The organism is Stenotrophomonas hibiscicola ATCC 19867 (genome assembly GCF_000382065.1).
Lineage (GTDB): Bacteria > Pseudomonadota > Gammaproteobacteria > Xanthomonadales > Xanthomonadaceae > Stenotrophomonas > Stenotrophomonas hibiscicola.
Window position 1 is genome coordinate 368,294 of sequence record NZ_KB907499.1, and the last position, 18,828, is coordinate 387,121.

The 18,828-nt window shown below is 68.6% G+C and carries 14 protein-coding genes; 2 read left to right on the forward strand and 12 right to left on the reverse strand.

What is annotated here, in order from left to right:
- Positions 1-12 precede the first annotated feature (12 nt).
- From glgX to glgA, 7 genes are read right to left on the reverse strand one after another with little or no spacing between them, the layout of a single operon-like run.
- Positions 13-2,133: a glycogen debranching protein GlgX gene (gene glgX, locus G370_RS0106550; RefSeq protein ID WP_019659875.1), complete on the reverse strand. Its 2,121-nt coding sequence runs from the start codon at positions 2,131-2,133 to the stop codon at positions 13-15.
- Positions 2,120-2,290 carry a DUF2934 domain-containing protein gene (locus G370_RS1000000121265; RefSeq protein ID WP_019659876.1) on the reverse strand — a complete coding sequence of 57 codons (171 nt, stop codon included), beginning with the start codon at positions 2,288-2,290 and terminating at the stop codon, positions 2,120-2,122. Before G370_RS1000000121265 ends, glgX begins: the two co-directional genes overlap by 14 nt.
- A complete protein-coding gene (gene treY / locus G370_RS0106560) occupies positions 2,259-4,832 on the reverse strand; it encodes a malto-oligosyltrehalose synthase (protein ID WP_019659877.1) in 2,574 nt (857 codons plus the stop codon). Before treY ends, G370_RS1000000121265 begins: the two co-directional genes overlap by 32 nt.
- Positions 4,829-6,673 carry a 4-alpha-glucanotransferase gene (locus G370_RS0106565; protein WP_019659878.1) on the reverse strand — a complete coding sequence of 615 codons (1,845 nt, stop codon included), beginning with the start codon at positions 6,671-6,673 and terminating at the stop codon, positions 4,829-4,831. The genes treY and G370_RS0106565 overlap by 4 nt, the downstream gene beginning before the upstream one ends.
- Positions 6,670-8,388: a malto-oligosyltrehalose trehalohydrolase gene (gene treZ / locus G370_RS0106570; protein ID WP_026347006.1), complete on the reverse strand. Its 1,719-nt coding sequence runs from the start codon at positions 8,386-8,388 to the stop codon at positions 6,670-6,672. Before treZ ends, G370_RS0106565 begins: the two co-directional genes overlap by 4 nt.
- The gene (locus G370_RS0106575) at positions 8,385-10,619 is read right to left on the reverse strand and encodes a 1,4-alpha-glucan branching enzyme (protein WP_019659880.1); all 2,235 of its coding nucleotides are present in this window, start codon (positions 10,617-10,619) and stop codon (positions 8,385-8,387) included. Before G370_RS0106575 ends, treZ begins: the two co-directional genes overlap by 4 nt.
- Positions 10,616-12,142, reverse strand: a complete 1,527-nt coding sequence (glgA, locus tag G370_RS0106580; protein ID WP_019659881.1) for a glycogen synthase GlgA — start codon at positions 12,140-12,142, stop codon at positions 10,616-10,618. The genes G370_RS0106575 and glgA overlap by 4 nt, the downstream gene beginning before the upstream one ends.
- Before the next feature lie 441 nt (positions 12,143-12,583).
- Between glgA and G370_RS0106590 the strand changes: the two genes are divergently transcribed.
- Positions 12,584-13,012: a PAS domain-containing protein gene (locus G370_RS0106590; protein WP_026347009.1), complete on the forward strand. Its 429-nt coding sequence runs from the start codon at positions 12,584-12,586 to the stop codon at positions 13,010-13,012.
- Entirely contained in the window at positions 13,009-14,538 is a 1,530-nt protein-coding gene (locus tag G370_RS0106595; RefSeq protein ID WP_019659883.1) for a diflavin oxidoreductase, read from the forward strand. The genes G370_RS0106590 and G370_RS0106595 overlap by 4 nt, the downstream gene beginning before the upstream one ends.
- Before the next feature lie 93 nt (positions 14,539-14,631).
- Here G370_RS0106595 and G370_RS0106600 read toward each other — a convergent pair whose 3' ends face one another.
- The 5 genes from G370_RS0106600 to G370_RS0106620 are packed head-to-tail and all read right to left on the reverse strand — an operon-like array spanning position 14,632 to position 18,742.
- Positions 14,632-15,300, reverse strand: coding sequence for an ATP-binding cassette domain-containing protein (locus G370_RS0106600; protein WP_019659884.1), 669 nt, complete (start codon positions 15,298-15,300; stop codon positions 14,632-14,634).
- A complete protein-coding gene (gene modB, locus G370_RS0106605) occupies positions 15,290-15,973 on the reverse strand; it encodes a molybdate ABC transporter permease subunit (protein WP_019659885.1) in 684 nt (227 codons plus the stop codon). The genes G370_RS0106600 and modB overlap by 11 nt, the downstream gene beginning before the upstream one ends.
- Positions 15,974-15,976: 3 nt before the next feature.
- Complete coding sequence (modA, locus tag G370_RS0106610) at positions 15,977-16,720, reverse strand: molybdate ABC transporter substrate-binding protein (RefSeq protein ID WP_019659886.1); 744 nt, start codon at positions 16,718-16,720, stop codon at positions 15,977-15,979.
- 19 nt (positions 16,721-16,739) lie between these two features.
- The gene (locus G370_RS0106615; protein ID WP_010485317.1) at positions 16,740-17,516 is read right to left on the reverse strand and encodes a helix-turn-helix domain-containing protein; all 777 of its coding nucleotides are present in this window, start codon (positions 17,514-17,516) and stop codon (positions 16,740-16,742) included.
- 11 nt (positions 17,517-17,527) lie between these two features.
- The gene (locus G370_RS0106620; RefSeq protein ID WP_019337806.1) at positions 17,528-18,742 is read right to left on the reverse strand and encodes an oxygen-independent coproporphyrinogen III oxidase; all 1,215 of its coding nucleotides are present in this window, start codon (positions 18,740-18,742) and stop codon (positions 17,528-17,530) included.
- Positions 18,743-18,828: the final 86 nt, after the last annotated feature.

Here is an 18,828-nt window from a genome sequence, read left to right on the forward strand (position 1 = left end):
GCAGCAGTGCAATCACGCGCTGCTGCTTGCCGCCAGCAGGCACAGGCTGCGCGCCGGCAGCGTCCAGGCGCCTTCCTCATCCGGCTCCAACGGCGTTTCGTCGGTCTGCAGGAGTACGCGCCGGAACGACAGGGCGTCATCTGACACGCAGAACCGCTGCGGCTGCTCCCCGGCGTTCAACAGCAGGGCCAGGCTGACATGCCGTCCGGGCTCGCGCAGGCCGCTGTCGGGGCTGCGGCCGTCCAGCACGATCAGCAGCGCACGCAGCCCTGCGTCATGCCAGTCCGCTTCCTCCATGCTGCGACCGTCAGGATGCCGCCAGTCGATATCGCGCAGGCCCAGCGCCTCATCGTACTCGCCGCGCAGGAACCGGTTCCGGCGCAGCAGGCCGTAGCGCCGGCGCAGTGACAGCGCCCGCCGCACGAACGCCACCTGCGCCTGTGCAGCCGGCAATGCTGCGCGCTCCCAGTCGATCCAGCTCAGTGGATTGTCCTGGCAGTAGGCGTTGTTGTTGCCCTGCTGCGAATGGCCGAACTCATCGCCTGCCAGCAGCATCGGCGTCCCCTGCGCCAGCAGCAGCGTGGCCAGCAGGTTGCGCATCTGCCGCGCACGCAACGAAAGGATCGCCGCATCATCGGTGTCTCCCTCCACGCCGTGGTTGCTGGAAAGGTTGTGCGAGTGGCCGTCACGGTTGTCCTCGCCGTTGGCCTCGTTGTGGCGATCGTTGTAGCTGACCAGATCGTGCAGGGTGAATCCATCATGCGCGGTCACCAGATTGATGCTGGCCGACGGTCGCCTGCCGTGGTGTTCGAACAGGTCGGCCGAGCCGGTGAAGCGCGTGGCAAACTCCGCCAGCTGCCCGCCATCGCCACGCCACAGCGCGCGCACCGTGTCGCGAAAGCGGTCGTTCCATTCGGCCCAGCCCGGCGGAAACTGGCCCAGCTGGTAGCCGCCCGGGCCGATGTCCCATGGCTCGGCAATCAGCTTCACCTGGCTCAGGATCGGGTCCTGGCGTACCGCATCGAGGAAGCTGCCCGAGGCGTCGAAGCCATGCCGTTCGCGGCCGAGGATGGTTGCCAGGTCGAAGCGGAACCCATCCACCCGCATCTCGGTCACCCAGTAGCGCAGAGAGTCCATGACCATGCGCAGCGCACCGGCATTGGTCAGGTCGAACGTATTTCCGGTGCCGGTATCGTTGATGTAGTAGCGGCGATCATCGGCCAGGCGGTAGTAGCTGGCGTTGTCGATGCCCTTGAAGGACAGCGTAGGGCCCAGCTCATTGCCTTCGGCGGTGTGGTTGTAGACCACGTCCAGGATCACTTCGATGCCGGCATTGTGCAGCCGCGCGACCATCTGCTTGAACTCGGCCACGATGCCCAGCGACAGGTAGCGAGGCTGCGGCGCGAAGAAGCCGATGGTGTTGTACCCCCAGTAATTGCGCAGCCCGCGCTCGAGCAGCTGCTGGTCATCGACGTATGCGTGCACGGGTAGCAGTTCGATGGCGGTCACGCCCAGATGGCTGAGGTGGTCGACCACTGCGTCATGGCGCAGGGCAGAGAAGGTGCCACGCTCGGCCTGCGGGACATCGGGATGCTGCATGGTCAGCCCGCGCACATGCGCTTCGTAGATCACGGTCCGGTCCCAGGGCGTGGCAGGTGCACGCTCGACACCCCAGCTGAAGGCCGGGTCGATCACGGCGCAGCGCGGCATGTAGGCGGCGCTGTCGCGACGGTCGAAGCTGAGGTCGCCATCGCGGTGGCCCAGGGTGTAGCCGAACAGGTGGGGGGCCCACTTCAGTTCGCCGACAATCTGCTTGGCGTAAGGGTCCAGCAGCAGCTTGTTGGGATTGAAGCGATGGCCTTCCTCCGGAGCATAGGGACCATGCACCCGGTAGCCATAGCGCTGGCCGGGCCGCACGTCCGGCAGGTAACCATGCCAGATCTCGTTGGTGTACTCGGGCAGCGCGATGCGTTCCACTTCGCGGTTGCGTCCATCGAACAGGCAGAGTTCCACCCGTGTGGCATGCCGCGAGTACAGTGCGAAGTTCACACCCAACCCGTCCCAGGTCGCCCCCAGCGGGAAGGGCCGGCCTTCGCGCACGCGCGAGGTCTGCGTCCACTTACGGCCGGCCATCGGCTCCCTCCTCGTCGCGCGGGGCGGCAATCTCGGCTTCCACCAGCCGCTCGGCCATGTGCCAGTGCCGTTGCTGCTGGTCGTCCGGGCGCCCTTCTGCCTCCCATATCTGGTGGGCAAGTGCCTCAATCCGCTGCCGTCGTTCCCTGCTGTCCATCCCTACCTGTCTCCTCGTTGATCCATATCGCCAACGGGCTGCCAGCCAGAAGCCCGGCCACGTCCGCGGTTGCGTTGAAATGTTCGATGCGCCCGTCCAGGACATTGCGCATGGGGCCTGCCGGCAGCCCACGCAGCGTCACGCCGCTGCCGACGTCGCGCGGAATGTGCAGGCTGGGCCCCGGCATGGTGGTGGGCGAACTTCGCCGTACGACCACCACCAGCACCTGCGCCTGATGCCTGCGCGTGAACGCCAGCCACGGCGAGCGCGCAGGCGCCGACAGCGGCTGCAGCGCGCCGTGCAGGAAAAGATGCGGGTGCCTGCGGCGGCAATCGAGCAACTGCCGGAGCAGGAATGCCTTGATCCCACCGTCCCGCCAGTCATCCAGCAGCGCGGGCCACCCGCGCGCATCACGCAGCCACGCGTGCCGCGCCGGATAGTCCACCGCGCGCCGGTTGTCCGGGTCCACCAGGCTCAGGTCCCAGCCTTCGCCGCCCTGGTAGAGGTCGGGCACGCCGGGCAGGCAGTGCTGCAGGCACAGCTGTGCCAGGCCGTTGCAGGCGCCCGCCGGCGCAATGCGCGCCACGAACGTCGCCAGCGCCTCCCGCACCGGCTGCAATGGCGCTCCATCCAGCAGCGCGTGCAGCCACTGCGCGGCGGCCTCCTCCACGGCCACGTTGGGATCGGACCAGCTGCTGACCCGTTTACCCTCGCGCAATGCCTTGGTCAGCCATTGCACCATCCTCGATGCGAAGTCGGCGCCGGGGGTACCGTGCATCGGCCACGCGGCGACGAGCGCCTGCCATAGCGCATAGGTCTCGGCACCCGGCAACGGCATCGGCGCGCCGGCGTGGGTCGCCATCCGGCTCCAGCGCCGCACCGCGTCCCGCCACTCGACCGTGCAGGTACTGAGAACCGCCAGCCGTGCCCGGCTGTCGGCCCCGCGCTTGTGATCGTGGGTCGCCAGCGCAAGCAGCGCCCTGGGATGGCGCCGCAGGCGCCCGGCTGCATGTTCCAGCAGCTCGCGCCCCTCCATGCCCAGCCGCTGTGGATCACTGCCGACTTCGTTGCGCGACAGCAGCCTGAAATAGCGATAGAACCCGGTATCTTCCACCGACTTGGCATTCAGCGGCGCGGCCAGCTGCCCGAACCGTACGCGCAGCTCGGTTTCAGCCGGCGCCTGGCCGGGAAGTGCCTGCAACAGCAGATCCAGCGCGGCGCGTGCGGCACCGTCCAGCGCCTCGCGCGCAGCACCGGCAGCGTCCACCAGCGCCTTTCGTTCACCCGCCCACTGCAGCGAATAGGGCCGGTAGGTGCGGTAATGCCGCAGCAATGAAGCCAATGCGCGCGCCAGCGCAGCCAGTCCGATATCGGCCTCGGCCAGCCGGGGCTGCAGGACCTGCTGCGCACTGCGCAGCAGCCGCTGGAAGTCTGCGTGAAGGCCTTGGCGCAAGATCATGCCGCGAGCGTCCTGCTGAATCCGGTCAAAGCTGCGCGGGTCACCGCCCAGTGCCTGCCACGTGCGCGAGAGCGCGGGCGCAGCCGCCGGATCGTGCAGCCACGCCCCGGTCTGGTCCATGAAGTCATAGCCGGTGGTGCCCTCGCAGGCCCAGCCGTCGGGCAGCTGCTCGCCCTCGGCCAGTATCTTCTCCACATGCAGGCTCACCGCCTGCGGATCACGGTCGCCGGCCGCGCACGCCGTCCTGATCGATTCACGCAGGCGCTGCAGGTAGGCGCCCGGACGCGACAGGCCATCCACATGGTCGACGCGCAGGCCGTCCACCCATCCCTCGCGTACCAACCGCAGCGGCAGCGCATGCACCGCCTCGAACACGTCGTCGCGCTCCACCCGCAGCGCGGCCAGTTCGTTGATATCGAAAAAGCGCCGGTAATTCACCTGATCGCCCGCCGTGCGCCACCAGGCCAGCCGGTAGTGCTGCCGCTGCAGCAGGGTATGCAGCCGTTCAACGCTGCGGTTGCAGCGCTCGGCCCACGCCGGCCACTGCGCGGGGTCCAGTGGATGGCTGCGCGGCGACAACGGCAACGCCAGCCCATGGTGGCGCAGCACGGGCCGCGCCTTGTCCACCACCACGCGCACGACGCCATCGCGCACCGCGTCGTGCAACGGCCGGTCCAGCACAGGCAGCCACAGCCGGCCCTCGCAGCCCGGCGCCTCCCAGTCGATGTCAAACCAGTCTGCGTGCGGGCTCCGACGCCCGTGCATCAGCACATCGCTCCACCAATGGCTGTGCGGGGAAGCCGCCAGATGGTTGGGTACGATGTCCAGGATCAGGCCCATGCCGTGCGCCCGCGTCGCCGTGGCCAGTTGCCGGAAGGCTTCTTCGCCGCCCAGTTCCGGATTGATGCGGGCCGGGTCGATGCCATCGTAGCCATGCGTAGACCCGGGCAGCGCGGCGGCGACAGGCGACAGGTAAAGGTGGCTGACGCCCAGCGCGGCGTAATACGGCACCTGCGCCGCGGCGGCCCCGAGGTCGAAGCCTGCATGCAATTGCAGGCGCACGGTGGCACGCAACGGAGTCATCGCTGCTCCTTCCTCCGCGTGGCGCTGAACCGGGCAATACGCGCGTCGGCCGCGTCCTGGTCCCACGCAAGCGGCAGCCGTCGGCGCCAATTGGGATGGCCGTCGACGGTGCCCGGCAGGTTAACCTGCGCGCGACTGCCCAGGGCGTCTTCCAGCGGGAGCAGCGCCAGCCGTGACGATGCGTGCGCGACCAGCGACAGCGCACGCGCTTCAAGCGTGGCCCCCTCGCCCCGGGCGACTGCGGACAGCGCCTGGACCTCTCTGGAGCGCGCGTGCAGCGCCGACGGAAGCCTGCTCAGCTCACCCAGGCGGGCACGCCAGCGCAGGTCGCGCCCGTGCAGCCAGCCGGACAGCGGTGGCAGATCATGGGTGGAGGGCATAGCCACCGCATCGCGGCGCCACCGTGGCGCCGGCAGGAAGCGCTCACCGTTGCGGGCGAACGGCAGCACCTCGATGCCCAGGACGCCGCGGGCTGCCAGCCGCTGGCGAACGCCCGGCGGCACCACGCCCAGGTCTTCACCAATCAGCACGCAGCGATGCCGCCACGATTCCAGCACCAGCAGGTTGATCAGATCATCGAACGGATAGCGCAGGTAAACGCCCTGCCCGGCGCCCGCCCCGCGGGGAAGCACCCACAGGCGCTGCAGGCCAAGGATATGGTCGATGCGCAGCCCGCCACGGCCGGCCATCACAGCGCGCAGCACGCGGATGAACGGCTCAAAGCCCTCGCGCTGCAGGGCGAAGGGTGACCAGCTGGTGATACCCCAGGCCTGGCCCAGCGGATTGAACGCATCCGGCGGCGCGCCCAGTTCAAGGCCCTGCAGCAGTTGGTCGCCGCCGGTCCGCGCCTCGACGCCCTGCGGTGCGCAACCCACCGCCAGATCCGCGATCAGCCCGATCGACGCGCCGTCGTTGCGCAATCCCGCCTGCACCTGCGCCCAGCCCTGCCGCGCCAACCATTGCGCAAACGCATGGTCGTCGGCGCTTCCAGTGAACCGGTCGGCGGCGCGCTGGCAATAGCGCAGCAGGGGTTCGCCTTGCGCATCGCGCCACGTCTGCATCTGTTCGCACTGTGCCGGCGCCTGCTGCCGCAGCCACTGGTGCACCTGGCGCAGCCAGCGCCACTTCAACGCCGCCGAGTGCGGCCAGTCGATGCGGCGCGCTGCGGTGGCGGCTGCAACTGCCGTCGCCAGTGCTTGGTCTTCAGCCAGCACGGCGTCGGCTGCCTCCGGCAGTACCTGCGGCAGGGACACCTGCAGTGGATCGAGCCAGTGCCGGTCGCTGGGCGAATAGGGGCTGTAGCCTGGCCCAGGTGGCAAGCCGGCATGCAGCGGGCTCAACGCCACTGCATCGCCGCCGTGACGGTGCAGCAGTTCGCTCCATCGTGCACAGCCGGCGCTGTCACCGATGCCAGCGTCGCAAGAGGCGCGAAGGCTGTAGACCTGCGCCGACAGGCCCCAGCCGCGCAGCGTGCCCTGCGGCCACCAGGCACGTTGTGGCGCCACCGCAACCGCCTGTTGCCGGTCGCCCCGGCGCCACTGCCAGTAACCCGGCTGGTCCGGCACGCGCCAGCGCCCTTGCGCATCGGCGCGTGCCGGCAGCACTGCGCCATGCTCATCCACCCAGCACGCTGCGCCGGCTGCGTCCGGCATCGCCAGCAGCTGTCCACAGCAGGCCGTGCGCAGGCCACCGTGCTCGGGCGCTGCATCGCCCTGCAGCCCCTCCAGCACCGCGCGCAGCACGTCCGGTGCGACCTCGCGCTCGACACCGGCCACGTCGGTCCAGCGAACCAGCAGGCCCGCGCGCCGTGCCGCCTCCAGAACCGCCGCATCGGTACTCATGCGGCAACCCAACAGGCAAGCACGCCGCCGCCTGCGGGCAGCAACGTGGCAGCGTCCGGCCCTACAACGTGCTCCCCGGCCGGCATCGCATGCACCACCGGCGACGGGCCGACATTGACCGCGATCCACCACTGGCCCGACGGCAGCTGCCAGCCCGCCTGCACCGCGCCTTCGCCCAGCACGCGCGCACCCAACGACCGCGCCTGCAGCAACCCGGGCTGCAGATAGCGCCTGCGCAGTGCCAGAAACCCGCTCGTGCAGCGCAGCCAGTCCTGCGACCAGTGATCATCGCCGGGCGGCGACGTGTAGGACGCCTGCAGGGTGGCCGGGTCGTTCGGGTCGGGAATACGCGCGCGCGCGGCGGCGTCGGCAAAGGCGCTGAAACCAGCGAACTCGCGGCGACGCCCTTCGCGCACCGCCTCGTCCAGCGGCGGCGCGTAGTCGGTGAAGAACAGGAACGGCGATTGCGCCTGCCACGGTTCGCCCATGAACAGCAGCGGGATCATCGGCGTCAGCAGGGTCAACGCCAGCGCCGCACGCAGCCGCGCAGGATCGGTCAGCATCGACAGGCGCTCGCCGAGAGCGCGGTTGCCTACCTGATCGTGGTTCTGCGCGAATACCACAAAACGCGCGGGCGACAGGTCGGCGCTGGGTTCGCCGCGGGGATCGCCGCGCAGGTCCGGTTCACCCTGCCAGGCGAATCCTTCGGCCAGGCAGCGCGCCAGCAGTGCTTCGGCGCGACCGGCATAGGCCGCGTAATAGCCCTCCTGCTCGCCGGTCAGCATCACGTGCAGCGCATTGTGGAAGTCATCGTTCCACTGCCCCTGGTAGGCGCCGCGCAGCCACCGCGCCTGGTTGCGCTCGTTCTCCAGCACCAGGTGCGCGTGCGGGGCCACCGCACGTACCTCATCGGCCAGCTGCTGGAGGAAACGGTTATCGTCAATGGCGTGCACCGCGTCCAGGCGCAGGCCATCGAAGCCGTAGTCGCGCAACCACATCAGCGCGTTGTCGATGAAAAAGCGCCGCACCCAGGGCTGGCGGAAGTCGATGGCCTCGCCCCACGGCGTGCTGCGGTCGTCACGGAAGAACCCGCGCGCGTAGTCGCGCAAGTGGTTGCCCTGTGGTCCGAAGTGGTTGTAGACCACATCCAGCAGCACCGACAGCCCTGCATCGTGCGCCGCTTCGATGAAGGCCCTCAGCGCTGCCGGCCCGCCATAGGCATGGGCCGGCGCATACGGGAACACGCCGTCGTAGCCCCAGTTGCGCTGGCCGGGAAACTGCGCGACCGGCATCAGTTCAATGGCGGTGATGCCCAGCGCGGCCAGCATCGGCAGCTGCGCGGTCAACGCCGCGAAGCCGCCGCCGGCCTCGATGTGTGCTTCATAGATCACCAGATCCTGCCAGGCATGCCCGCGCCAAGCGGGTTGCGTCATGGCCGTGTCCAGCACCACCGCGCTGTCTCCGTCGATGCCGTCCGGCTGCCAGCGCGAGGCCGGGTCGGGCACGTCCTGACCGGAAGGAAGGCGAAAACGGTAGCGGTCGCCATGCGATGCCGGTGTCCGCAGCCAGTGGCAGCCGTCCGGGTCACATTGCATCGGCTGTTGCGTGCCGCGCAGGCACAGCGCCATCGTCCTTGCGTCCGGTGCCCACACGCGGAACTCCACCCCGTCACCGGCCACCGGCCAAGCGCCCAGGCGCGGGGCCATTGTGGTCATGCATCAACCTGCAGGTACAGCGTGGAAAGCGGCGGCAGCGTGAGCCGCAGCGACTGCGCGTGGCCGTGCATCGGCCTCGGCTCGGTATGCACTGCACCGAGGTTTCCCGCATTGCCGCCACCGTAATACGCGCTGTCGGTGTTGAGCCGTTCGCTCCAACGCCCCGGGTGCGGCACGCCGACCCGGTAGCCGTCGCGACGTACCGGAGTGAAGTTGCTCACCACCAGCAGGGTGCGGCCGCTACCGGCCGGATCCCGGCGGATGAACGCGTAAACGCTGTTGCGGCTGTCGTCGGCCACGCTCCAATCGAAACCGCGTTCGTCGCGCTCGTCGCGATGCAACGCGGGTTCGGCGCGGAGCACGCTGTTGAGGTCTCGCACCAGGCGCGACAGGCCCTGGCCCTCACTGCTGGCCGCCTGTGCCCAGTCCAGTACCGCATCGTGCGACCACTCGTGGCCCTGGCCGAACTCGCCGCCCATGAACAGCAGTTTGCTGCCCGGGTGCGCCCACATGAAACCGTAGTACGCGCGGAGCTGGGCCAGCCGCTGCGCCGGCTCGCCCGTCATCTTGGCCAGCAGCGCTCCCTTGCCATGCACCACCTCGTCATGCGACAGCGGCAACACGAACCGTTCGGAGAAGGCGTAGACCAGGCCGAAGCTGATCTCGCTGTGGTGATGCTGGCGATGGACCGGATCGCGCCCCAGGTACTGCAGGGTGTCGTGCATCCAGCCCATGTTCCATTTGTGGGTGAAGCCAAGCCCGCCCTCCTCCACCGGCGCGGTCACCCCCGGCCACGCGGTGGATTCCTCGGCGATCACCAGCACATCCGGGAAACGCTCACGCAGCGCCTGGTTCATCCGCCGCAGGAACGCGACCGCCTGCAGGTTCTCGCGCCCGCCCTGCTCGTTGGGTATCCACTCCCCCTCGGCACGGCTGTAATCCCGGTACAGCATCGACGCCACAGCATCCACGCGCAGACCGTCGATATGGAACCGCTCCACCCACTCCAAGGCACTGCCGATCAGGTAGGCAGCCACTTCGTTGCGGCCGTAGTTGTAGATCAGCGTGTCCCAGTCGGCGTGCACCCCTTCGCGCGGGTCGGCATGCTCGTACAGCGCGGTGCCATCGAACCCGGCCAGGCCATGCGCATCGTTCGGGAAGTGCGCGCTCACCCAGTCCACGATCACCCCTACGCCGGCCTGGTGGCAGCGGTCCACGAAGCGCACGAAGGCCTGCGGCGTGCCATGGCGCGCCGTCGGCGCGTAGATGCCCAGCGGCTGATAGCCCCAGGAACCGCCAAAGGGATGCTCGCTGACCGGCAGCAGCTCGATGTGGGTAAAGCCGAGTCCGGCCACGTACGGAATCAACCGGTCGGCCAGGGCGTCCCAGTCCAGCGGCGCACCCTCGTCGCTGCGCTGCCAGGAGCCAGCATGTACTTCGTAGATGGACAGCGGTGCGCAGGTTCCGGCCTGGCGTCGGGCCGCCAACCATGCGTCATCGTGCCACTGCGTCGGCGCCGCCGAAGGCACCCGCGAAGCGGTGGCCGGTGGCAGCTCGGCCCAGCGCGCCATCGGATCGAACTTGTCGGGCATCACCCGGCCGTCGGCGCCGACGATGCGGAATTTGTAGCGGGCACCGGCCTGCACGCCCGGCAGGAACAGTTCCCACACGCCGGCGGTGTGACGCAGCCGCATCGGATGGCGTCGGCCATCCCATCCATTGAAATCGCCAACCACCGCGACCCGCTGGGCATTGGGTGCCCACACCGCGAAGCGCACGCCCGCGATGCCCTGCACCTGCATCGGCACCGCCCCCAGCTGCCGCGCCGCATCGGCATCACCGGCATGGAACCGCTGCAGCAGTGCTTCGTCCAACAGTGGACCGAACGCATAGGCATCATGCACCTGCTCCACGCCCTGTTCGAAATGCAGGGCAAGCAGCGGTATCGCCGCGTCACCGGCCGCGCCCTCGAACAGGCCGGGCAACGGGCCAGGAGACAGGTCCCAGCGTTGCCCATCGTCTGCAATCACCTCGACGCGCTGCGCGTGCGGCACCAGCACGCGCAGCTGGCGTCCGCCTTCTGGCTGGCGATGCGGGCCCAGCCAGGCAAATGCATCGGCCGGGCGCGCGTGGACGAGGTCCTGCAGCGCCGGGGCGATACGCTGATCCAATCCCGTCTCCGTGATCGCTTCATCCTCCAGGGCGGCCAGATGCAGGCTGTCGTGGCTCATGCGGCCACCTGGCAGGTCTGCTGGTACAGGGCCAGATACGCGCGACCGGCCGCATCCCAGCCACCCGGCCGCAGCATGGCGGCGCGGCGCATGGCCTGCAGCAGGCCGGGCAGGCGGAAGGTGCGCATCGCCCGTTCCACGCAGCGGCGCAGGCCATCGGCATTGGCACCATGGAACAGGAAACCGGTCACGCCGTCCTCCACCGTATCCACCAGCCCGCCGGTCGCGTGTGCGATGGGCAGGCAGCCGAAGCGCTGCGCGTACATCTGGCTCAGCCCGCAGGGTTCGAAGCGTGAAGGCATCAGCAGGAAATCGGCGCCGGCAAACATCTGGCGGGCCAGCGCTTCCTCGAACCCGATGAAGGCGCCCACCCGCCCCGGGTAGCGGCGGGCCAGCGCCTGCACCTGGGCTTCCACCTGCGGCTCGCCACCGCCGATGATGACCAGCTGGCCGCCGGCCGCCACGATCTGGGGTGCCACGTCGCAGGTAATGTCCAGGCCCTTCTGGTGCACCAGCCGCGAGACCACCGCGAACAGCGGGCCGGTCGACGGCGCCAGGCCGAACGCCTTGCGCACCGCATGCGCGTTGGTTGCGCGCCCGGTCCACTCACCAATGCCGAAGTGGGCCTTGAGATGGATATCGCGGCGCGGGTCCCAGCTGGCGTCGATGCCGTTGACGATTCCACTCAGGTGCCCGCCGGCCGCGCGACGCGCCAACAGATCATGCAGCCCGCAGCCGTCATCCGGGGCGGTGATCTGCTGCGCGTAGCGCAGGCTGACCGTGTTCAGGCGCGTGGCGTTGGTGATCCCGCCCTGCAGGAACGACATCTGCCCGTGGAAGTGCAGTTCATCCAGGTGTTCGGCCGGCACGCCCAGCACGGGTGCAAGCGCGTACGGAAACAGCCCCTGGTAAGCCAGGTTGTGGATCGTCAGCAGGGTCGGCACGGCCGTCCGGTCCCAACGCACGTAGGCGGCCGCCATGGCCACCGGCCAATCATTCAGGTGCAGCAGTTGCGGCGACCAGTCCAGCCCGGCACGCCCGGCCGCAATCTCCGCAGCCGCATGCGAAAGCGTGGCGAATCGAACCGCGTTGTCCTTCCACTCCTGTCCCTGCCCGTCCACGTAGGGCGAGCCCTCACGCTCGTACAGCTCCGCCGACAGCAAGACGTAGATCGGAAGGCCGTCGGCCTGCACCGCCATGCCGATCGTGCACGCTGGCAAGCCGGCCCGCGCGCTGACGTGCCCCACCCGCTGCAGCTGTGGCAGGCGCTGCAGTACCTCCGGGTAGCCGGGCAGCAGCACGCGCGAATCACACGCACCGCGCACCGCACGCGGCAGGGCCGCAGCTACGTCGCCCAGGCCACCGGCCTTGACGAAGTCCGCCATCTCGGTGGCAACGAACAACACCCGCTGCACCAGTTCCGGCAGCTCCAGCGGTTGCGAATGGCCGCGGCGGGTGCCGATCGGCACGGGCGTGACCGGAGCGATCGCAACGGGTGAAGCGGACTGGGTGGCGCGGGCCATGGGGATGATCTCGGATGCTTCAGGCAGACAGACGCCAGCGGCGCCCGGACGGGCGCTGATGCTGGGAAGGAAGTCGACGCAGGACGTGGGGGACGCCAGCGAGAGGCTCAGGACGACAATAGCCCTCCATGCGATCAATCAACCGTGAAGCCATGGCGATTTCTTTGTGACAAGGCGTCATGAGCTCAGTACGCATGAGGTACGCCCGCCAGCCGCCCGTGCCTCTCCTGTAGAGCCGAGCCCACGCTCGGCTGCGGGCAGTCCCGTTGGCGCTCGAGCCGAAAATGGGCTCGGCTTTACAGAGATTCTCCCTGCGACACCCGGTCGCAGGCCTTCGCGCCACGCGCTTGACCAATGTCAAATCGCCCGCCGCCACGCGGGCGTATTCCTATGCAGGACCCGAACACACCGGCGCTGCCGGCCTCTACAAGGACCCCCGCGATGAACTACTCCCCCGACAACGACCAGCTCGTGAATGCCCTGCAGAACGTCATGGTGATCTCCACCACCGACCTGCAGGGCAACATCACCTACGCCAATGACCTGTTCTGCACGCTCACCGGCTTCGCCCGCGAAGAGCTGATCGGCCAGCCGCACAGCATCGTGCGCCATCCGGATGTGCCCAAGGCCGTCTACAAGGACATGTGGGACACCATCAAGGCCGGCAAGACCTGGACCGGGATCGTGCCCAACCTCGGCAAGGGCGGCGTGCTCTACGTGGTCGACACCACCGTGCAGCCGCTGTTCGACGCCGACGGCAACATAACCTCCTACATCAGCATCCGCCGCGTGGTGAACGACCTGATGCAGAACTACGACCTGGTCGAGTTCAGCAAGGAAAAGTTCGACGACTTCTACGAGGCCGCGTGAACGCTCTCCCGACCAGTACGCCCTTCAGCCGCCTGCTGGTGGGTTTCGCGTCCGAGTCGGGCAACGCCCGCGCCCTGGCCCAGCGTCTGGGCGCGGACCTGCAGCCGCATGCGCCGCAGGTGCTTCCGTTCAACGACATCGACGTGGCCAGTCTCGGCCAAGGCGACGTGCTGCTGGCGATTTCCAGCTCGTTCGGCGATGGCGAACCGCCGGCCAATGGCGAGCGGTTCTTCGAAACCCTGAGCCAGACCCCGACGCTGAGCGGCCTGCGCTATGCCGTGTTTGGGCTCGGTGACACCGGCTACCCGAGCTTCTGCGGCTTCACCAAGGCGCTGGATGCCGCGCTGAGCGAGCGCCAGGCGCAGCCGCTGCTGCACCGGGTGGATGCCGACCTGGGCTACGAGCAGTTCTTCCAGCAATGGCAGCCGGTGCTAAGCCAGGTGCTGGGTGGCGACCTCAGCGCTGGCCAAGACCTGCACCTGCAGGTCACCGCCTATGGTGAAGACAACGCCTTTGCCGCGCGCATCCTCGAACGCCGCCGCTTGAACAGCAGCGACCCGGCCGCGTGGCACCTGCAGCTGGACATTGCTGGCAGTGGCATGGTCTATCGCGCGGGTGACACCCTGCACGTGGTGCCGGAGAACGACCCAACCCTGCTGCACGCATTGGCCCGCTGGTACGGCGACACCACGGCCGTGGCCGCCCTGCGCGACCGCGAGCTGCGCCTGCTGAGCAAGAGCGTGCTGCGCGAGCTGGCCCGGCTCGGTGGCAGCGAAACGCTGAAGGGCCTGCTGAAGGTCAGCCAGAAGCGCGAACTGGACGCCTACCTGCACGGCCTGGACCTGCTGGATGTGCTGCAGGACCACGCCACGCCGGACAGCGTGCCGCTGGCCCGGTTGCGCGAACTGCTTTCACCGCGGCTGCCGCGCGCCTATTCCATCGCCTCGCACCCGTGCGACGACCAGCTGAGCCTATGCGTGCGCGAAGTGCGCTACACCCTGCGCGGCCGCGAACGCGTCGGCACTGCCACCGGCAGCCTGCTGCATGGCGGCGACCATGCCCGTGTGTACTGCCGCTCCAACCCCGGCTTCCACCTGCCCGATACCGGCGAGGCACCGCTGCTGCTGGTCGGCACCGGCACCGGCATCGCGCCCTTGATGGGCCTGATGCAGGAACTGCAGGCCAACGCCTGCGAACGTGAAGTGCACCTGGTGTTCGGCGAGAAGCATCGCCAGCACGACTACCTGTACCGCGACCAGCTGCAGGACTGGCACACGCGTGGCGTGCTGGCCGGCCTGCATACTGCGTTCTCGCGCGATGGCACCGAAAAGGTCTATGTGCAGCATGTGCTGCAGCAGCGCGCCAGCGAAGTGCGCGACGTCCTGGCCCGCGGTGGGCATCTGTACCTGTGCGGCAGCAAGCGCCACCTGGAAGGCGCGGTGCGCGAGGCCATCGATGCCGTCGCGGGTGCAGGGCAATGGGACGCGCTGCGGAATGAAGGCCGCACGCACTGTGAACTGTATTGATCCGTTGATCCTGTAGAGCCGAGCCCACGCTCGGCTGCTGTTGGCGGTGTCGCGCAGAGCAGCCGAGCATGGGCTCGGCTCTACAGGTGCAGGTCAATCGCCGACGATGCGGCCGTCGACCACGCGCGCCACCTGCTGGCCGAACATGGCCACGTCCTGCGGGTCGTGGCTGATCAGCAACAACGGGATGCCGGTCCGGTCCAACACGGTTTCCAGCTCCTGGCGCAGGTGCTGGCGCAGGTCGTGGTCCAGTGCGGAGAACGGCTCATCCAGCAGCAGCGCCTGCGGCTGCGTCACCAGGGCGCGCGCCAATGCAGTGCGCTGGCGCTGGCCACCGGAGACCTGCGAGGGCAGCAGATCGCCCACCGTGTCGATGCGGAATGCGTGCAGCCACTGCTCCACCGCATCGAAGCGCTGGCGCGCGCGCGGATTCAACCACCCGCGCTCCAGCCCGAACGCCACGTTCTGGCGCACGCTCAGGTGCGGGAACAACGCGTAATCCTGGAACACGTAGCCCAGCCGGCGGCGCTGCGGCGGCAGATCCACGCCGTTGGCCGCATCGAACAAGGTCTGCCCCTGCACGCGCACATGTCCCTGCCCGGGCCGCAGCAGCCCGGCCACCGCCTTCAGCGTCAGGCTCTTGCCGGCACCCGAGGGTCCGAACAGCACCACCTGGCGCTGCGTGCACTGCAGCGATACGTCCAACACGAAATCCTGGCCGGCCGCCCGCAGGCGGCGCTGCACCTGCAGGTCAAGCCACATCACGCAGCTCCCGGCGACGTCCGCCCACCAGCCGCGCAGCCAGCAACAGGATCACGATGCAGACCACCGAGGTCAGGATCACCAGCGCATTGGCCTTGCCATCCTGACCGGCCTGCACCGCCTCGTAGATGGCAATCGACAGCGTCTGCGTCCGGCCGGGAATGCTGCCCGCCACCATCAGCGTCGCGCCGAACTCGCCCATCGCGCGTGCAAACGCCAGCAACAGACCGGCAAGAATGCCACGCCAAGCCAGCGGCAGCGTGATGCGGAAGAACACCGCGGCTTCGGACACACCGAGCGTGCGTGCGGCTTGTTCCAACTGCCCGTCCACTTCCTCGAACGCCGCGCGCGCCGGCTTGAACACCAGCGGCAACGAGGCCACCGCCGCCGCGATCACCGCGGCCTGCCAGGTGAACACCAGGTTGATGCCGAACCACGATTGCAGCCATGCGCCGACTGGGCCGTTGCGACCGATCAGTACCAGCAGGTAGTACCCCAGCACCGTCGGCGGCAGCACCATCGGCAAGGTCAGCAACGAATCCAGCAGCTCACGGCCTGGAAAACGCCGACGCGCCAGCAGCGCGCCCAGTGCTACGCCCAGCACCAGGTTGATCGCGGTGGCCCAGCCAGCCACCTTCAGCGACAACCCCAATGCGCTCCAGTCCAGATCCATGCCTCAGGGCTTGCCGAACCCGTGTTTGGCCAGGATCGCCTGGCCCTGTGCCGAACGCAAGAAGGCGGTGAAGCGCCTGGCTTCCGCCTGCTGTGGGCTGGCCTTGATCACGGCCAGCGGATAGGCAATGCGCCCTGCCACCGGCACCGCGAAGGCACGGCGCACGCGGTTGGGCATCGCCTGCGCATCGGTGGCATAGACGAAGCCGGCATCCACTTCACCGCGTGCCACGTAGTCCAACGACTGGCGCACGTTCTGCGTGGTGATGGCCTTGCCCTGCACCGACGGCCACAGGCCCGCCACTTCCAGTGCACCCTTGGCATAGCGGCCGACCGGCACGCTGTCCGGGTTGCCCAGTGCGATGCGCTGCACACCGGCACCGGCCAGGTCCTTCAAGGTATGCGGCGCAGCCTTGGCCTGCGGCGGCACCACCACCCACAGCGCATTGACCGCGAACACCTCGCGGGTGCCGGCCGCCAGCAGATCCTGCTGTTCGGCCTGGCCCATCGTGGTTTCATCGGCCGACGCGAACACATCCACCGGTGCGCCGCGGCTGATCTGCTGCAGCAGCACGCCGGAGGCAGCGAAGTTGAAATCCACCTTGGTTCCCGGGTGCGCCTTTTCGTAGGCCGCGCCCAGTTCACGGAAGCTCTCGGTCAGGCTCGACGCCGCCGACACCGTCAGCTCAGCCGTCCAGGCCGGTACCGTGGCCAGCAGGCCCAGCAACAACAGTCCAGCTCGCTTCATCGTCGGCTCCCGGCCAGGTTCAGTTCGGATCGGATTCGTCGGCCACCGCCAGCGCTGCCAGGCGCTCGGGCTGCAGCAACAGGATCTCGCGCTGCTTCACCGCGATGATCCCATCATCGCTCAGGCGGCGCAGCACGCGGCTGGCGGTTTCCGGCGCCATCCGCAGGTAATTGGCGATCTCGGTACGCGCCATCGTCAGGTTGAAGCGCGTGGCGGAAAAGCCGCGCCGCGCGTAGCGCTCGGACATGTCCAGCAGGAACGCAGCCATGCGTTCTTCGGTACGGTGGTTGGCGGCCAGGGTCGCGACCTTGCCGATCTCCGCGCTGAGCAGGCTGAACAGCTTGGCCTGTAGCCCCGGCATGCGGGTGGCCAACAGGCTGAGCTTGGGGAACGAGATGCGGCACAGGTGCACGGTGTCCAGCGCCACCGCATTGCAGGGAAAGCGTGAACCGTGGATCGCGTTGAGGCCGATCACTTCACCCGGCAGGCTGAAGCCCAGCACCTGCTCGTTGCCCTGGCTGTCATCGACGAAGGTCTTGACCATGCCAGCGCGCACCGCAGCAATCGAATCGAACGATTCGCCAGCGCGGAAAATGTAGTCACCCGCATGGAACGGACCGACATGGTCCACCAGCACGTGCAGATCGCCCAGTGCTGTCTTGTCGTAACCCTGCGACATGCATGCGTCGGAGAACGCACAGGTGCTGCAGAAGTGCAGTGCGTCGCCATCATCGGCGGCGGCGGGGTTGGGTGTGGCCCGGCCGAGACGGCCCTGCGAAGGCGGAATTGAAGACATCGGTGCAAGACTCAAGCGATGGCGGCCGCCGGCCGGAAGCATGCGGCCATCATACGCCACAGCAGGCGCCCTTCTTCGGCCAGGCGCAGTACGCGCGCATCCCACTGCGCCCAGCCGCGTGCCAGCAACGGCGACAACGCGGGCAGCTGGTCGGCAAAACATTCCTCGAACGGTTCATCGTTGCGCCACTCGAAGGCAGCCGCATCGAGGGCATGGTCACAGGCGATGCTCTGCGCCACTTCGGCCACCAACCGCTCGTCCTCGGACAGGATCAACCCGGCAGACACGCCCATGTGCCCGGCCTGCAGCCGCGCACGCCATTCGCCCAGTTCGTCCTCCAGCCGGTAGAACACCTCGCCGATCTGGCTGCAGGCGGACAGCCCAAGGCCGATGAAATCGCTGCGGTCGCGGCGTGGCACACCGGCAAGATCGCAATGGCGCTGGCCATCGCCCGGACCGTGCGGGTTCGGCAGATCGCCGCGCTGATAGTGATCGCCACCAATCGGTTCGTAACCCGCAGCGCGCAGCAGGCGCCAGGCCTGCAGCCAATGGACGGCCGAGGGATGTTCCGGCAGCGCACACGGCGCCGGCAGCAGGATGCGCTCCGGCGCCTCGGCCAGCACCTCGTGCAGCCGTTCAATGAAGCCGGCGTCCTCGCTGCCGGGTACCCGCAACTGGTAGTAGCGCGCGGTGAAGCCCACCTGTCGCGCCTGTGCCAGCAGGGTCGGCCCCGGTGCATCGGCACGATCGATCACGTTCAAGCGGGTGCAGCCCACCGCACGCAGCTGCGCCGGCGCCAGCGCGCTGCCTGCGTCCAGCCGCACCTCCACCTGGGGCCGCGCCACGGTGCGCAGGTGCTGCGGCACCGCATCCAGCAGCTGGCCCAGCTGCGGCGGCGGCAACGTCTCGGCCAGCCCCAGCTGCAGCACCATCGCCACCACTTCACGGTCCTCGGCCAGCGCGTCGGCCTGCAGCCGCAGCGCCAGCAGCAGGGTATCCAGATACGCCTGCGGTGGCGCATCGCGTCCGCCACGGCCGGCCTGGAAGCCGAGCGTCAAGCCACGCGGGATCAGGTGCTCGTTGCTGGCGCGCACGGCGGCGCGCCACCCGCTTTCGCCAAAGCCGGTGCTGAACTGGTCAGCCGGCGGAAACAGCACGTGCCGGGGCTGCCGCAGCAATGCCGCCTGCAGCGCAGTGTCCTCGCTCTCGTCAACGTGGAAGCTCATGGCAGACATCTTCGGGCGTTCCTCTTCGCGTGGCCCTGATTGAAATCAAGCGCGGCGCATCTGATGGTTGCTGCCGGCCAGCGGCC

Coding starts and splice junctions, on each gene's coding strand:
- glgX (WP_019659875.1), bottom strand. CDS start 2,133: ATGGCCGGCCGTAAGTGGACGCAGACCTCGCGCGTGCGCGAAGGCCGG.
- G370_RS0106620 (WP_019337806.1), bottom strand. CDS start 18,742: ATGAGCTTCCACGTTGACGAGAGCGAGGACACTGCGCTGCAGGCGGCA.
- modA (WP_019659886.1), bottom strand. CDS start 16,720: ATGAAGCGAGCTGGACTGTTGTTGCTGGGCCTGCTGGCCACGGTACCG.
- G370_RS0106615 (WP_010485317.1), bottom strand. CDS start 17,516: ATGTCTTCAATTCCGCCTTCGCAGGGCCGTCTCGGCCGGGCCACACCC.
- G370_RS0106565 (WP_019659878.1), bottom strand. CDS start 6,673: ATGAGTACCGATGCGGCGGTTCTGGAGGCGGCACGGCGCGCGGGCCTG.
- G370_RS0106600 (WP_019659884.1), bottom strand. CDS start 15,300: ATGTGGCTTGACCTGCAGGTGCAGCGCCGCCTGCGGGCGGCCGGCCAG.
- treY (WP_019659877.1), bottom strand. CDS start 4,832: ATGACTCCGTTGCGTGCCACCGTGCGCCTGCAATTGCATGCAGGCTTC.
- G370_RS0106575 (WP_019659880.1), bottom strand. CDS start 10,619: ATGAGCCACGACAGCCTGCATCTGGCCGCCCTGGAGGATGAAGCGATC.
- modB (WP_019659885.1), bottom strand. CDS start 15,973: ATGGATCTGGACTGGAGCGCATTGGGGTTGTCGCTGAAGGTGGCTGGC.
- treZ (WP_026347006.1), bottom strand. CDS start 8,388: ATGACCACAATGGCCCCGCGCCTGGGCGCTTGGCCGGTGGCCGGTGAC.
- G370_RS0106590 (WP_026347009.1), top strand. CDS start 12,584: ATGAACTACTCCCCCGACAACGACCAGCTCGTGAATGCCCTGCAGAAC.
- glgA (WP_019659881.1), bottom strand. CDS start 12,142: ATGGCCCGCGCCACCCAGTCCGCTTCACCCGTTGCGATCGCTCCGGTC.
- G370_RS1000000121265 (WP_019659876.1), bottom strand. CDS start 2,290: ATGGACAGCAGGGAACGACGGCAGCGGATTGAGGCACTTGCCCACCAG.